13 protein-coding genes are annotated in these 14,821 nt (G+C 71.1%); 7 read left to right on the top strand and 6 right to left on the bottom strand.

Annotation, left to right across the window (positions count from 1 at the left end; all coding sequences use genetic code 11):
- Positions 1-15 precede the first annotated feature (15 nt).
- Positions 16-546: a hypothetical protein gene (locus tag AWQ71_RS41675; protein WP_067134139.1), complete on the top strand. Its 531-nt coding sequence runs from the start codon at positions 16-18 to the stop codon at positions 544-546.
- 77 nt (positions 547-623) lie between these two features.
- Here AWQ71_RS41675 and AWQ71_RS16825 read toward each other — a convergent pair whose 3' ends face one another.
- The gene (locus AWQ71_RS16825; protein ID WP_067134136.1) at positions 624-2,102 is read right to left on the bottom strand and encodes an amidohydrolase family protein; all 1,479 of its coding nucleotides are present in this window, start codon (positions 2,100-2,102) and stop codon (positions 624-626) included.
- Between the two features lie 470 nt (positions 2,103-2,572).
- On the opposite strand from AWQ71_RS16825, the gene AWQ71_RS16820 reads away from it, so the two are divergent.
- Positions 2,573-3,691 (top strand): serine hydrolase domain-containing protein, encoded by a 1,119-nt coding sequence (locus AWQ71_RS16820; RefSeq protein ID WP_067134134.1) that lies wholly within the window; start codon positions 2,573-2,575, stop codon positions 3,689-3,691.
- Here the strand turns inward: AWQ71_RS16820 and AWQ71_RS44405 are convergent.
- A complete protein-coding gene (locus tag AWQ71_RS44405; RefSeq protein ID WP_281196196.1) occupies positions 3,688-3,822 on the bottom strand; it encodes a hypothetical protein in 135 nt (44 codons plus the stop codon). The two genes, AWQ71_RS16820 and AWQ71_RS44405, sit on opposite strands and share 4 nt — an antisense overlap.
- Positions 3,823-3,877: 55 nt before the next feature.
- Between AWQ71_RS44405 and AWQ71_RS16815 the strand changes: the two genes are divergently transcribed.
- On the top strand, positions 3,878-4,660 hold the full coding sequence (locus AWQ71_RS16815; protein WP_067134130.1) for a MerR family transcriptional regulator: 783 nt from the start codon (positions 3,878-3,880) through the stop codon (positions 4,658-4,660).
- 129 nt (positions 4,661-4,789) lie between these two features.
- Here the strand turns inward: AWQ71_RS16815 and AWQ71_RS16810 are convergent, their stop codons facing one another.
- Genes AWQ71_RS16810 through AWQ71_RS16800 form a run of 3 tightly spaced genes read right to left on the bottom strand, consistent with a single transcriptional unit; the run spans position 4,790 to position 7,048 of the window.
- Positions 4,790-5,650 (bottom strand): ABC transporter permease, encoded by an 861-nt coding sequence (locus AWQ71_RS16810; protein ID WP_067134127.1) that lies wholly within the window; start codon positions 5,648-5,650, stop codon positions 4,790-4,792.
- Positions 5,610-6,557: an ABC transporter ATP-binding protein gene (locus tag AWQ71_RS16805; RefSeq protein ID WP_218001817.1), complete on the bottom strand. Its 948-nt coding sequence runs from the start codon at positions 6,555-6,557 to the stop codon at positions 5,610-5,612. Before AWQ71_RS16805 ends, AWQ71_RS16810 begins: the two co-directional genes overlap by 41 nt.
- 26 nt (positions 6,558-6,583) lie before the next feature.
- Entirely contained in the window at positions 6,584-7,048 is a 465-nt protein-coding gene (locus AWQ71_RS16800; RefSeq protein WP_067134124.1) for a MarR family winged helix-turn-helix transcriptional regulator, read from the bottom strand.
- A gap of 214 nt (positions 7,049-7,262) precedes the next feature.
- Here AWQ71_RS16800 and AWQ71_RS16795 point away from each other — a divergent pair, with 214 nt between their 5' ends.
- Together AWQ71_RS16795 and aceE are read left to right on the top strand one after the other, a co-directional pair.
- Positions 7,263-9,539, top strand: a complete 2,277-nt coding sequence (locus AWQ71_RS16795; protein ID WP_067134121.1) for a DEAD/DEAH box helicase — start codon at positions 7,263-7,265, stop codon at positions 9,537-9,539.
- A gap of 141 nt (positions 9,540-9,680) precedes the next feature.
- The gene (gene aceE, locus AWQ71_RS16790; RefSeq protein ID WP_067134417.1) at positions 9,681-12,215 is read left to right on the top strand and encodes a pyruvate dehydrogenase (acetyl-transferring), homodimeric type; all 2,535 of its coding nucleotides are present in this window, start codon (positions 9,681-9,683) and stop codon (positions 12,213-12,215) included.
- A gap of 48 nt (positions 12,216-12,263) precedes the next feature.
- Here the strand turns inward: aceE and AWQ71_RS16785 are convergent, their stop codons facing one another.
- On the bottom strand, positions 12,264-12,950 hold the full coding sequence (locus tag AWQ71_RS16785; RefSeq protein ID WP_067134118.1) for a TetR family transcriptional regulator: 687 nt from the start codon (positions 12,948-12,950) through the stop codon (positions 12,264-12,266).
- A gap of 92 nt (positions 12,951-13,042) precedes the next feature.
- Here AWQ71_RS16785 and AWQ71_RS16780 point away from each other — a divergent pair, with 92 nt between their 5' ends.
- Together AWQ71_RS16780 and AWQ71_RS16775 are read left to right on the top strand one after the other, a co-directional pair.
- Complete coding sequence (locus tag AWQ71_RS16780) at positions 13,043-14,611, top strand: acyl-CoA carboxylase subunit beta (RefSeq protein ID WP_067134115.1); 1,569 nt, start codon at positions 13,043-13,045, stop codon at positions 14,609-14,611.
- Positions 14,608-14,820 carry an acyl-CoA carboxylase subunit epsilon gene (locus AWQ71_RS16775; RefSeq protein ID WP_067134113.1) on the top strand — a complete coding sequence of 71 codons (213 nt, stop codon included), beginning with the start codon at positions 14,608-14,610 and terminating at the stop codon, positions 14,818-14,820. Before AWQ71_RS16780 ends, AWQ71_RS16775 begins: the two co-directional genes overlap by 4 nt.
- Position 14,821 lies beyond the last annotated feature (1 nt).

Here is a 14,821-nt window from a genome sequence, read left to right as displayed (position 1 = left end):
TGTGGGGGAACCGAAATGCGTCGCTCCATCCGTAACCTCCTCGCTCTCGCCGCCGTCGGCACCACCGTCGCCCTCGGCATCCCGGCGGTCGCGACCGCCGCGAGCGCCACCACCACCACCACCGCCGCCGCCGCCGCCGGCGCGGCCACCGCCTCCGCCGGCAACCCCTACTGGGGCCCGTACTGGTCGAAGAATCGGCTCGCCAAGGCCAACGGCTACATCGACGTCTACTGGGACGACGACACCTCCAACAGCGTTCGCATCACGGGCAAGCTGTGGGACCTCGACAACCGCAACGAGCACCAGGGCGGCAAGTGCGCGTACGTGAAGTTCCGCTTCCAGGACCTGGACGACGCGGACGACGTCTCGCCCAGCTTCAAGTCGTACAAGTACTGCGGGGCGGGCGGCTCCAAGAGCTTCAGCGTCCAGCGGCACGACCTGCGGAGCGTTCAGGTCCAGGTCTGCCAGATCGGGCTGTACGGCAGGTACCCGACGAAGTGCGGCTTCTGGTACTGGCTCGGCGGCGACCGCCTCTACGACAACTGATCCCCTTCAGGCACGCGCGGCCCGCCCCCTCGCTGGGGGCGGGCCGTGGTGGTTCTCAGGTGGACCACTCGCCGGTGTCAGCGACGGATCGCCCGGCCGGGCAGCGCGTCGAGGACCGGCTCGCCGTCGCGCACGACGTGCCGCCCACCGACCAGCACGTGCGCGTAGCCGGTCGAGGGCCTGGTGCTGTCCGCGTAGGTGGCCTGGTCACTGACCACGCCGGGGGAGAAGACGACCAGGTCGGCGTCACACCCGGTCTGCACCCGGCCCTTGCGCCGCATGGCCGGCACCGACTCCTCCAGCACCCGCGCGGGCAGCAGGCTGCACCGGCGCACCGCCTCGATCAGCGACAGGCGTCCCGTCTCCCGGACGTAGCGGCGCAGCACCTTGGAGAACGTGCCCGCCGTACGGGGATGGGTGACGGCCCCCGGCGGCAGCGGCCACGCCATCGGGTCCGGCCGCTCGCCTCCCGTCCACGTCAGCGGCATCGCGTCGGAGCCGATCACGGTGTCCTCGCCGAGCAGCGCGCGGTCTATGACGGCGACGTCCGCCGGGACGTCCTCGTCGAGGAAGTGAACGATCGCCAGGCCGCCCGGGTCGGTGGCGCGCAGCTCGCCCAGCCGCGCCGCGTCGGCCACCCGTTCTCCTGTCGGGGCGTAGACGATCGAGTCCGGCCGGATGTCCCTTCTGCCGAGCAGCTCGGCGGCGAGGAAGGTCGCGCCGATGCCGGTCATGCCCGCGCCGTACGGGTAGGCCTCGGTGGACACCCGCGCGCCCTCGGCGCGTACGCGCTCGATGAGGGCGAGCACCCGGTCGACCTGGCGCAGGGACGTGCTGTTGACGTGGCAGTAGTGCATGTGCGCCCCGGTGGCCGCCGCGGCCCGCGCCACCTCCGTCGCGCCGTCGATCGGGGTGTCCGGCGTCTGCTCGACGAGGTCGCGGGCGTGCGTGTAGGTCGGCACGCCCGCCTCGGCCGCGAGCCCGGCCACGGCCAGGTACTCCTCGGGGGCCACCCGCGGGGCGTAGCCGACGAGCATGCCGATCCCCAGCGCTCCGGCCGCGAGGTCGGCGCGGATCAGCTCGAACAAGGCGTCGAGCCGGCGCGGGGTCGCCGCCCGCTGCCAGGCGGGGTTGCCGAGGTGGCTCAGCCCCGCGGCGAGGCCGCCGCCGAGGGGAAGGCCGCCGACGGCCGTCATCCTGGCCTGGGCCCAGGAGGCGGAGAACCCGTAGTTGAGCGGTCGCCCCTCGGCGGCGGCCGCGTCGTAGGCCTCGCCGACCGGTGCGACGCCCGCCTCCAGGTCGAGGGCCGTGGTCACGCCGTCGAGCGCCTGGAGGCGGTGCCCGGCGACGGTGTGGGAGTGGCTGTGCAGGTCGATCCAGCCCGGGGCGAGCACCAGCCCGGAGACGTCGAGCGTTTCGCGTCCTTCGAGCGGGCCGGGCGACACCGCCGTGATGGTCGCGCCGGTCACCCCCACGTTCGCGACCGCGTCGTGGCCGGTCTCCGGGTCGAGCACTCTGGCTCCCGCCAGTACTAGATCGTGGGTCTTGGCCGTCATGCGGCGAGCCTAGGGACGACCCGGCCGCCCGGCTTCGTCCGGAACGCCGAAAAGGGCGGGCCCTCTTGTCCGCCCGGCCCATCACCGGGGTCTAGTGCCCCTCCCGCCAATTTTTGCCCCGTCGCGTCGCCCAGGGCGGCACCTCGCTGCGTTGACGCCCCACCCACGAAAAGTCCTCGCAGGCTCGGACTTTCCGCGGGGCCCGGGATTGTCGGCCGTAGGCTCCGCTACGGCCTCCTCCTCCGCCTTGCGATGCACCACCCTGGATCACCGCTCCGTCCGGGCAAACCTTGCCGGTCACGGCACTAGGAACCCAGGAACAGCCGTTGGCGCCGAGAATGATCTTGTCTCAAGCTCCCAAAACAGCTGTGAGCTAGATCACGGTTGAGGTTGACCTTGGGTCAGGGTGGAAGCTCGGCGCAGCGGGTCGACGCCGACCCGGACATACGGATCCGAAGGAGTAAACCACCATGACGATCACCCTTTCCGTGCCGGAGGCTGCGGCCGGGCAGGATCGCCCTGAGCTGCAGAAGGCGATCGAGGAGATGGTCGAGTCCGGTTTCGTCGGGGTGTCGCTGCGCGTGCACGATGAGCGGGGCGAGTGGGCCGGCAACGCCGGGGCGGCCGAGCTGGGCGGGACCGCCAAGCCGCCGATCAACGGGCACGTCCGGATCGGCAGCAACACCAAGACCTTCACCGCGACCCTGGTGCTGCGACTGGTGGCCGAGGGCAAGGTCGGGCTGGACACCCCGGCGGCGGACTACCTGCCCGAGTTCGGGCTGGACCGGCGGATCACGGTGCGGATGCTGTTGCAGCACACCAGCGGGGTGTTCAACTTCAGCGGCGAGGTCTACGACGACGGGACGGTCGTGCCGGGGATCCCCATCCCCTACGGCACCACGGGCCAGGAGTGGGTGGACAACCGGTTCAAGGCCTACCGGCCGCAGGAGCTGGTGGAGCTGGCGTTGTCCAAGCCGGCGCGGTTCGAGCCGGGGACGGGTTGGAGCTATTCCAACACCAACTACGTGCTGGCGCGGCTGCTGATCGAGAAGGTCACCGGCCGCACCTACGCCGAGGAGATGCAGCGGCTGATCCTGGGGCCGCTCGGGCTGTCGGGAACCGTGGTGCCGGACGCCTCGCCGGAGATCCCCGAGCCACACGCCCACGCCTACTACCGCTACGAGGACGGCGGCGAGCAGAAGACGGTCGACATCACCCGCCAGAACCCCTCCTGGATCTCCACCGGCGGTGACATGATCTCGACCCCCCGCGACCTGCACACGTTCATCTCCGCGCTGCTGGGCGGCAAGCTCCTGCCGGCCCCGCTGCTGGCCGAGATGTGCACCCCGAGCCCGACGGGCATCCCGAACATGGACTACGGCCTGGGCGTGTTCGTGCTGACCACGGACGGCGGCGGCACCGTCATCTCCCACAACGGCGGCTCCGTGGGCCACGCGGCGCTGATGTACAGCAGACCCGACGGCAGCAAGACCCTGACTGCCGCGCTGAACTGCGTGGACGACGCCGACCTGTCCATCGCGGCAGCGTTCCAGAAGGCCCAGCAGAGGCTCCTCAACGAGGTGTTCTAATCCGGCTCAGCCGACGGGCTGAGCACCTGTGACCCGTACGCCTCAAGGGGCCGCCCCTTCCGGTCGTGCACCAGGGAGAACGCGAACGGGGCCACGCCGAGCTCGACGAGCTCGGCGTGGCCTGTCCACATGCTCGGCTGTGGTCTGCCGGGTCGCCGAGCTCGAGCACAAGGCAGGATTGCGCGGATGAACGGAGTCACGATCGGGCAGGCGGCGGCATTCGTCGGCGTCACGGTGAAGACGGTGCGGCACTACCACAAGCTTGGCTTGGTGAAGGAGCCGGAGCGCGACAGCTCCGGCTACCGGCGGTACGGATCGGCCGAGCTGCTGCGGCTGGTGCAGGCCCGAACGCTGGCCGCCGCCGGGGTGCCCCTGGCCGAGATCGGACCCCTGCTCGACGCCGACCCCGCGCTGTTCGCCGCCGCGCTCGCCGACGTCGAGCGGCAGCTCACCGAACGGATCGAGGAGTTGATCGCGCGGCGTGACACGCTGCATCGGCTTGCCGATGGTGACCGGGCTCTGCTGCCCGACCGCGCTGTGGCGCTGCTGGAGCGGATGTCCGGCCTCGGATTCCCCGCAGACGAGGTGGCGGCCGCCAGGGAGGGCTGGGTGCTGGCCAGGGCACTGGTCCCCGAGGGCTTCGACGACTACCTCACCCATGTCGAGCACGCCCTCGAAGACACCCGGTTCGTCGCCTTGATCAAGCGCGCAACCGAAGCCGCGGCCTGGGAACCGAACGACCCGCGCATCGTCGAGCTCGCCACCGCCATGGCCGACCACTTCCTCGCCAACCCCGCACACCTGAAGATCGTGACCGGTCTGCAAGCCCGGACCGAGGCCGCGACCCGGTACAAGCTGATCGCCCTCCACGGCGAAGAGCAGGGATCGGCCGCGGCGCGGGGGGTCACGCTCGTGGAGACCAAGCTCCGCGCCGCCGGCGTCCATATCCCCAGACCAGACACCCACTGACCGCGCCGCGCCCCGGTCTTTCGGCCCGGCGACCGGCTGTGACGATCTCGGGCTGCGGGCCGGCGTCGATGTTGATCAGGGTGCTCCTGCGCGACATCCTCGACAGCGAGCAGGACCCCGCCGAAGCCGTCAGCGGGCGAGCCGGCCGAGCAGGCAGGACGCGGCGGTGATGCCGGCCGCCGCGGCGGCGAGCAGGACCAGGAAGTCCAGCAGCAGGTGCGAGGGCGTGCCCAGCAGCAGGCCGCGCAGGGCGTCGACCTGGTAGCTGAGCGGGTTGACCGCGCTGACCACCCGCAGCCAGTCCGGCATGACGTCGACCGGGTAGAGCGCGTTGGACCCGAAGAAGAGCGGCATCGTGATCGCCTGGCCGACGCCCATCAACCGGTCGCGGGTCAGCACGATCCCGGCGATGCTCATCGACAGGCAGGAGAAGAACGCCGAGGCCAGAAGTACGGCCGCGGCCACGCCGAGCAGGCGCAGCGGGTTCCAGGTCAGGGAGACGCCGAGCAGGGTGGCGAGCACGAGGACGACCGCCGCCTGCATCAGGGACTTGACCCCGGCCGCGAACGCCTTGCCGGTCACCAGCGCGGCCCGCGGGGTCGGCGTCACCAGGAGCTTGGTCAGCACGCCCGAGTCGCGCTCCCAGATGATCATGATGCCGTAGAAGATCGCGATGAACATCGCCGACTGGGCGATGATCCCGGGCGCGAGATAGTCCAGGTACGGCACGCCTCCAGTCGGGATCGCCCTGATACGGGTGAAGGTCTCGCCGAAGATCAGCAGCCACAGGGCGGGCTGGACGGCGCGCGTGTACAGCTCGGTCCGGTCGTGGCGCAGCTTCTGCAGCTCCACCAGGCACATCGCGCCGACCCTGGCGGGCAGCACCAACCATCCGGGACGGGCGCGGGGCGTGGTGAGCAGCGGGGCGAGCCCCAGGGCCGCGGCGGATTCAGCCGAGGCGGGAGGCCGTCCGGCGGGTGCGACGGACATCACGGAAATCTCCCCCTTCTTCGCTCGCGTCGAGGTCGCCGCCGACGACGTCGCGGAAGACGTCCTCCAGCGTCGGTGCGGCGTCGTCCCCACGGCGGTCGCGCAGCGCGGCCTTGAGCCGTTCCGGCGTGTCGAGCGCCTGGACGCGCCCGGCGTGCATGAGCGCGACGCGGTCGCAGTACTGGTCGGCCTCGTCCATGTAGTGCGTGGTGACCAGCACCGTCATGCCCGTGGCGGCCCGGATCGCGGTGATGTGCTCCCACACGCCGGTGCGCGCGATGGGGTCGAGCCCGATCGTCGGCTCGTCGAGCATCAGCAGGCGGGGCGCGCTCACCAGGGCCTGGGCGAGTTCGAGCCGCCGGATCATGCCGCCGGAGTAGGTCCCGACCATCCGGTCGGCGGCGTTGGCGAGGCCGACCGCCTCCAGCGCGAGCGCGACGCGCTCCGCCCGCTCGCGGCGGCGCACGTCGAACAGCCGGGCGAAGAGGGCGACGTTCTCCCGTCCGGTGAGGCTCGAGTCCGCGGAGAGCTGCTGCGGGACGTACCCGATCATGCGCCGGACCGCCATCCGCTCCCTCGCCGCGTCGTGGCCGAAGACCCGCACCGTCCCCGGTGGGACCGGCAGCAGCGTGGTGAGGCAGCGGATCGCGGTGGTCTTGCCCGCGCCGTTCGGGCCGAGCAGGCCGAAGACCTCGCCGGAGGCGACGGTCAGGTCGACCCCGTCCACGGCCCTCGTACGGCCGAAGGAGTAGCGCAGCCCGTGGCAGGAGACGGCGTCGGGGGCCACCGCGCCGGTGGGCACCGCGCCGGTGGGCACCGCGCCGGTGGGCACGGCGCCGGTCCCCGTGGTTCCGGGCGTCATGGTTCCGGTCGTCAGGGGAGCGGGTGTGACAGTTACGGTCGTCACGGGATCGGGTGTCACGGGGTCGAGTGTCACGGTCCCTCCACTTCCTCGTGCAGGCTCTCGGCGAGCCTGCGCAGCGCGGGGAGCGCGGCGGCCAGGGCCGCCCGGTCGTTCTCGCCGAGCCTCCCCACGTGCTCGCGGACGAGCGCGGTCCGCCGGTCGTGCCACGCCCGCAGCCGTGACTCGGCCTCGGGTGTGGCGAGCAGCCGGGCGGTCCGCCGGTCGTCCGGGTCGGTCTCCCGGACCAGCAGGTCGGCCGCCGTGAGCTGGTTGACCAGCGTGGACACCGAGTTTCCGGCGAGGTAGAGCTCCCTGGCCGCCGCCGACACACTGATCCCCGGATTGGCCAGCGCCAGCTGGAGCAACTCGACCTGGGCGCCGCGCAACCTCGGTCCGGTCAGGCCGCCGCGCACTCTGCGCCGGATGAGCCGCTGGATGCCGGACAGGACATCGGCAAGGGCGTCAGGCGGGTCTGTTATGCCCGTTATGTCCATATTGAAAGGATAGCTCTGTGTACGAGGTATTGATAGAGGGGATGGCCTGGCCACGTCACTCCCCGCCGTACCTCGGCGGGCGCGCCGTACAGTCCCGCACGGTCCCGCACGGTCTTCGCCGTGGAGCACGATCCGTCGTCGTCCCGCGTTGACATTCCTCGAACGCTTGGTCACGGTGAGACTCCTGCGATTAGGGTGGAGGAAAGGCGAACGCGTGGACGGGACGGAGAGCGAAGACGCGGCACTCGCGACCGCGGCGCTCACGGCCAAGGAGACGAGGGCCCTCGTCCAGGAGGCCAAGCTCGTCCTCGCGGACGCTCGGACGCTGCGCGCCGACGACGCGCGTGCCCTCGGCGACGTCGGACAGGCGTTGTCCGCCGTACGGGCACGTTCGGCGCGGGAGGACCTGGGGTCGATTCCGATATCGCGGGTCAGGGACGTCACCGAGGGGCGGCTGGGGCTCGGGGCGCTCGAGCACGCCGGATACCGCACGGTCCTGGACGTTCTCGACGCGACGCCCTACGCGCTCCAGCTCGTTCCCGGGATCGGGGCGCGTACGGCGGCGCAGGTGCAGGCGGCGGCCCGGCAGATCGCGGAAGCGGCGGAGCAGACGGTGGCGGTCCGGATCGACGTCGACGATCGGACTCCGGAGACCACGGATCTGCTGATCGCCCTGAACGTCCTGGTCACCGCGGGCCCCGATCTCGCGCGAGCGCGTGACGCGGCGACGGACGTCGAGAAGCGGCTGACCGTGCTGCTGCCCGCCGCGCGACCGGCTCGCGGCTGGTGGCGGATGCTGCTGGCCGGCAAGGAAGGCCGCGGCCGGGCGCGGGAGGCCGTCGCCCAGATAGGGAGCATTCTCGCGGCGGCGAGAGCCCGCGGCACCCGGCTGCTGATCAACCAGGCGACCGTCGACCTGCTCCGCCCGCGAGTCACCGGGTTCGAGGCGTGGGCCGACTTCGAACTGCGGGCGTCCGAGCACTACAGCCTGCTCACCGAGGCCGCGGGCCTGGAGCCGGATCGCGCTGCCGCCGAAGGCTTCGTTCCCGACGACATCTCCTCCCAGGTCAAGGCCCAGCAGCTCGACGACACCCATCGCCGGGTGGCCCTGCGCGGATACCAGTCGTTCGGAGCCCGGTTCGCGCTCGTCCAACGCCGGGTGATCCTTGGCGACGAGATGGGCCTGGGCAAGACGGTCCAGGCCATCGCCGCTCTCGCGCATCTCAAGGCCCGAGGCGGCAGGCATTTCCTCGTGGCCTGCCCGGCCAGCGTCCTGATCAACTGGGTGCGCGAGATCGAGGAGCGCAGCACACTCAGGGCCCATCCTCTGCACGGCCCGGACCGTCTCGCGGCGGAGGCGGGCTGGCTGCGCGAGGGCGGCATCGCCGTGACCACCATCGACATCCTGCACCGGGTCGAGGTGCCCGCCGGATTCACGATCGAGATGCTCGTCGTGGACGAGGCGCACTATGTGAAGAACCCGGCGGCCCGCAGGTCGCAGGCGGTCGCCGAATGGTGCGACCGCACCGAACGGGTGCTCTTCATGACCGGCACTCCGATGGAGAACCGCGTGGAGGAGTTCCGAAGCCTGGTGGGCTATCTCCAGCCGGAGCTCGTCCCCCATATCCGGGGGAGCGACGCGGCGGCGGGAGCGGAAGCCTTCCGCAGGGCCGTCGCGCCGGCTTACCTGCGCAGGAACCAGGAAGACGTCCTCACTGAGTTGCCCGATCTCGTCCAGGTGAACGAGTGGGAGGAACTCGGCCCGGCCGACCTCACCGCGTACCGCGAGGCCGTGGCGCGGGGGAACTTCATGGCCATGCGTCGCGCCGCGTACGCCTCTCCGGCGGCGTCGGCGAAGCTCCAGCGGGTGCTGGAACTCGTGGAGGAGGCCGCCGGGAACGGCCACAAGGTGGTGGTCTTCTCCTTCTTCCGGGACGTCCTGGCCGTCGTCCGCGGTGCTCTCGGCGGCCGCGCCCACGGGCCGATCTCCGGGAACGTCCCCGCGGCCCGCCGCCAGCGGATCGTCGACGACTTCACGGCGGCACCGGGGCATGCCGTGCTGCTCAGCCAGATCCAGGCCGGCGGTGTCGGGCTCAACCTGCAGGCCGCGTCCGTTGTGATCATCTGTGAACCCCAGGTCAAACCGACCATGGAAAGCCAGGCCGTCGCCCGCGTCCACCGGATGGGGCAGGTGCGCAAGGTCCTGGTGCACCGCATCCTCGCGGCGGACAGCGTCGACGAGCGCATGCTCGAGATCCTCCGCGGCAAGGCCCGGCTGTTCGACGCGTACGCCCGGCGGAGCGACCTGGCCGAATCCACGCCCGACGCCGTCGACATCTCCGACCAGACGATCGCCCGGCAGATCGTCGAGGAGGAGCAGCGGCGTCTCGGAGTGACCCCGCCGGTTCCGGGCGCGTCCCCGCCGATCACGCCGCCTCGGGCCGAGGGCACGGTCTGTCCGGACAGCGGGAACGTGCCGTCACGGTGGTGACGTTTCACCTGCGCTGACGCGTGGAGGCGACCGCGTTCTCGCACATCCTGATCCGGGCATGGGAGAACACACAATCGGGGACTATCATCTGATGGAATCATCGGATGATTGGTATTCCCTCAGGAAGCAAAGGCGGTGGCCATGACGCTGTGGGACCAGATCCCCGACGCCGACCCGGAGGAGACGGCCGAATGGCGCGAGTCCCTGGAGGCGCTCGTACGGGAGGCGGGCCCCGACCGGGCACGCTATCTGATGGGGCGGCTGCTCGACACGATCGGAGCGCCGACGGTCCCCTACCTCAACACCGTTCCCACCGCTGAGGAGCCCGCGTACCCGGGCGACCTGGCGATCGAGGAGCGCATCGCGGCCTACGACCGGTGGAACGCCGCCGCCATGGTGACGAGGGGCAGCAAACTCGGCCTCGGCGGCCACATCTCCACCTACGCCTCGGCGGCCTGGCTGTACGAGGTGGGCTTCAACCACTTCTTCCACGGCACCGAGGACCAGGTCTACTTCCAGGGCCACGCCTCGCCGGGCATCTACGCCCGCGCGTTCCTGGAGGGGCGGCTCACCGAGGCCCAGCTCGACCGGTTCCGCCGGGAGGCCGGCGGGGGAGGGCTCCCGTCCTACCCGCACCCGCGAGCGATGCCGGACTTCTGGCAGTTCCCCACCGTCTCCATGGGGCTCGGCCCGCTGAACGCGATCTACCAGGCCAGGTTCAACCGCTACCTCGCCGCCAGGGGGATCAAGGACACCTCGGGCGGCCACGTGTGGGCCTTCCTCGGCGACGGTGAGATGGACGAGCCCGAGGCGACCGCCGCGCTCACCCTGGCCGCCAGGGAGAAGCTCGACAACCTCACCTTCGTGATCAACTGCAACCTCCAGCGGCTCGACGGGCCGGTACGCGGCAACACCCGCGTCGTACGCGAGCTGGAGAACGTCTTCCGCGGCGCGGGCTGGAACGTCGTCAAGGCGCTGTGGGGCACGGAATGGGACGGCCTGCTCAGCCGCGACGTCGGCGGGCTGCTCGCCGCCCGCCTGGGCGAGGTGCCCGACGGGCAGTTCCAGACCTTCGCCGCCTCCGACGGCGCCTACATCCGTGAGCACCTGTTCCGGGGGCTGGAGCACCTGGCCGCGCCGTACGGCGACCAGGAGCTCGAACGCCTCGTCGGCGGCTCGCGCGCCGGACACGAGCCGCGCAAGGTCTACGCCGCCTACCGCGCGGCCCTGGACCACCACGACGGGCCCACGGTGATCCTGGTGCAGACCGTCAAGGGGTGGACGCTCGGCTCGGGCTTCGAGTCGCGCAACGCCAACCACCAGATGAAGAAGCTCACCCAGGACGAGTTCCGCGCCATGCGCGACCGCCTCGACCTGCCCGTCCCCGACTCGGCACTGGACGGGGACCTGCCGCCGTACCTGCAGCCCGGCCCCGAGGAGCGCCGCTACCTCGCCGAGCGGCGGAACGCGCTGGGCGGCCCCGTGCCCCGCCGCGCCACCGTGTCCGCCCCGCTGCCGCCGGCGCCGGACCGGCCGTTCGAGGCGCTCGCCAAGGGCGGCGCCACCGTCGCCACCACGATGGCCTTCGTCCGCCTGGTCAAGGACCTGATGCGGGTGCCCGAGACCGGCGCGCGCTGGGTGCCCATCGTCCCGGACGAGGCCCGCACGTTCGGCATGGAGTCGCTCTTCCCCACCGCGGGGATCTACTCCCCGCTCGGGCAGAGGTACGACGCGGTCGACCGGGAGCTGCTCCTGTCGTACAAGGAGTCGGCGACCGGGCAGATCCTCAACGAGGGCATCACCGAGGCGGGCTGCATGGCGAGCTTCACCGCCGCCGCCACCAGCTATGCCACGCACGGCGAGCCGGTGATCCCGTTCTACATCTTCTATTCGATGTTCGGCTGGCAGCGTACGGCCGACCAGATGTGGGCGCTCGCCGACCAGATGGGGCGCGGATTCCTGATCGGCGCGACCGCGGGCCGCACCACCATGACGGGGGAGGGGTTGCAGCACGCCGACGGCCACTCGCAGCTCCTCGCCTCGGCCAACCCCGCGTGCCTCAGCTACGACCCCGCCTTCGCGTACGAGGTCGGGGCGATCGTCCGCGACGGCCTGCGCCGGATGTACGGCGAGGCGGCGGAGGACGTCTTCTACTACCTCACCGTCTACAACGAGCCGATGCCCCAGCCGGCGATGCCCGAGGGCGTCGAGGAGGGCATCGTGCGCGGCATCTACCGCTACTCCTCCGGAGGCGGCCAGGCGCAGATCCTCGCCAGCGGCACCGCGATGCACTGGGCCCTGGAGGCGCAACGGCTGCTCGCCGACGACTGGGGCGTGGGCGCCGACGTCTGGTCGGTCACCTCCTGGAGCGAGCTGCGCCGTGAGGCGATGGCCGCGGAGCACGAGCGTGTGCCGTACGTCACCGCCGCCCTGGGCGGGGCGGACGGGCCGGTTGTCGCGGTGAGCGACTGGATGCGGGCGGTCCCCGACCAGATCAGGCCGTGGGTCGAGCAGGAGTGGGTGTCGCTGGGCACCGACGGGTTCGGCCTGTCCGACACCAGGGAGGCGGCCCGCCGCCACTTCGGCGTGGACGCGCGGGCAATCACGGTGGCGGTGCTGCGGGCGCTCAAGCCCGAGCTCGCCGAGGAGGCCGCGCAGCGGTACGCGTCCGCCTGACCGGCGGCTCTCCCGGCAGGCGGTGGCCGACCGGCTCCCGCCTGCCGGCTACTGCCGCGAGCCGAGGTGCGCCCGGATGGCGTCCATGACGTCGTCCGGGGAGGCCGAGCGCGGGAAGGCCGCCACGACCACCTGGTCCTCGCCCTCGCGCGGACCCTCCATGTTCTCCAGGTGCCGGAACGTCCTGATGACGTACTGCAGGGCGTGGTCGAGCGGCTCGAACGGGTCGTAGGAGCCGCCCGCGCGCAGCCAGCCGCGCAGCACCTGGTTGTGGGCGGCGACGACCGACGAGGCCATCAGCTCGGCGCGCAGCGGGGCGTCGGGTGTCCCGGCCAGCCAGTCGCCGACGTACTCGCGGAACAGCCGCTGGTAGCGTGCGACGCTGGCGATCTCGCGGTGCCGCAGTGCGGGCACCCGGCCGACCAGGCGGTAGCGCCGTAGCGACACCTCCGCGTCCTCGACGTAGTGCGCGAGGACGATGCGGACGGCGTCGCAGATCGCCACGATCGCGGTGTCCGCGGTGGAGGCCCTCAGCCGGGCCTCGACCTTCGCCAGCAGCGCGTCGTGGTCAGGGAAGATCACCTCTTCCTTCGACCGGTAGTACCGGAAGAAGGTGCTGCGGCTCACGCCGGCCCGGGCCGCGATGTCGTCCACGGTGGTCTCGTCGTAGCCGCGCTCGTTGAAGAGCCCAATCGCCGCGTCGGCGAGGCGCTGGCTGGTGGGCGATCTTGCCATCGGCCCATTCTCCCTGATTGGCGAACCTTGTCGAATGCTGTGAGACTCAGTATCGTACGATTGAAACTCAGTCTCAAGAGGTGTGGTGATCAATGGATCTGCACAGTACGGCGGGCAAACTCGCCCATCTCGAAGACCGACGCGACGAGGCCGTGCAGGTCGGATCCACCGGTCGAGCGGCCGAGAAGCGGCGCGCCGAGGGGAAGCTGAGCGCCAGGGAACGGATCGAGCGACTGCTCGACGAGGGCTCGTTCGTCGAACTGGACGCGCTCGCCAAACACCGCAGCACCGCCTTCGGGCTGGAGCGCAACCGCGTCCCCGGCGACGGCGTCATCACCGGATACGGCACGATCGACGGCAGGAATGTCTGCGTCTTCGCCCAGGACTTCACCTTCCTCGGCGGCAGCCTCGGCGAGGTGTATGGCGAGAAGATCTGCAAGGTCATGGACCTCGCGGTGAAGACCGGATCCCCGATCATCGGCATCAACGAGGGCGCGGGGGCGCGCATCCAGGAGGGCGTCGTCTCCCTCGGCCTGTACGGAGAGATCTTCCGGCGCAACGTGCACGCCTCCGGCGTGATCCCCCAGATCTCCCTGATCATGGGCGCCTGCGCGGGCGGCCACGTGTACTCGCCCGCGCTGACCGACTTCACCGTCATGGTCGACCAGACCTCGCACATGTTCGTCACCGGCCCCGAGGTCATCAAGACCGTCACCGGCGAGGACGTCACCTTCGAGGAGCTCGGCGGCGGCCTCACCCACAACACCAAGAGCGGCAACGCCCACTACCTCGCCCACGACGAGGACGACGCGCTCGAGTACGTGAAGGCGCTGCTGTCCTACCTGCCCCAGAACAACCTCGACGAGCCCCCGGTCTTCGACGAGGAGGCCGACCTCGAGGTCAACGACGTCGACCTCGCGCTCGACACGCTGGTGCCCGACTCGGCGAACCAGCCGTACGACATGCGGAACGTCATCGAGTCCCTCCTCGACGACGGCGACTTCCTCGAGGTGCAGGCGCTGTTCGCGCCCAACATCATCATCGGCTTCGGGCGGGTGGAGGGCCGGCCGGTCGGCGTGGTCGCCAACCAGCCCATGCAGTTCGCCGGCACCCTCGACATCAACGCCTCGGAGAAGGCCGCGCGCTTCGTGCGCACCTGCGACGCGTTCAACATCCCCGTGCTCACGCTCGTCGACGTCCCCGGCTTCCTGCCCGGCACCGACCAGGAGTGGAACGGCATCATCCGCCGCGGCGCCAAGCTCCTCTACGCGTACGCCGAGGCCACCGTCCCGCTGATCACCGTGATCACCCGCAAGGCGTACGGCGGCGCCTACGACGTGATGGGGTCCAAGCACCTCGGCGCCGACCTCAACCTCGCCTGGCCGACCGCGCAGATCGCCGTGATGGGCGCCCAGGGCGCGGTCAACATCCTCTACCGCAAGGAACTCGCCGCGGCCGACGACCCCGAGGAGCTCCGTGCCAAACTTGTCACGGAGTACGAGGACACCCTGGCCAACCCCTACCAGGCGGCCGAGCGTGGCTACGTCGACGCGGTGATCGCCCCTCGCGAGACCCGGAGGGAGATCGTCCGCTCGCTGCGGCTGCTGCGCGGCAAGCGGGAGGGGCTGCCGCCCAAGAAGCACGGGAACATCCCGCTGTGAGCGAGCTGCGCGTCGTCAAGGGCGAGCCATCCCCGGAGGAGCTCGCCGCGTTGGTCATGGCGGTCGCCGCGCGCGCGGCGACCGCTCCGGCGCCCGTGCCCGCCCCGCCACGTCGCTGGGCCGCCCGTCACCACATGATGCGCCGGCCCCTCGCCGCCGGTCCCGGAGCCTGGCGCGATTCGAGCTGGAAGCTTGGAGGACTTCAGTGAG

The organism is Microtetraspora malaysiensis, assembly GCF_001528665.1.
Classification (GTDB): domain Bacteria; phylum Actinomycetota; class Actinomycetes; order Streptosporangiales; family Streptosporangiaceae; genus Microtetraspora_A; species Microtetraspora_A malaysiensis.
Note: the sequence above shows the minus strand (reverse complement) of the source record. Positions and strands in the feature narration are given on the sequence as shown.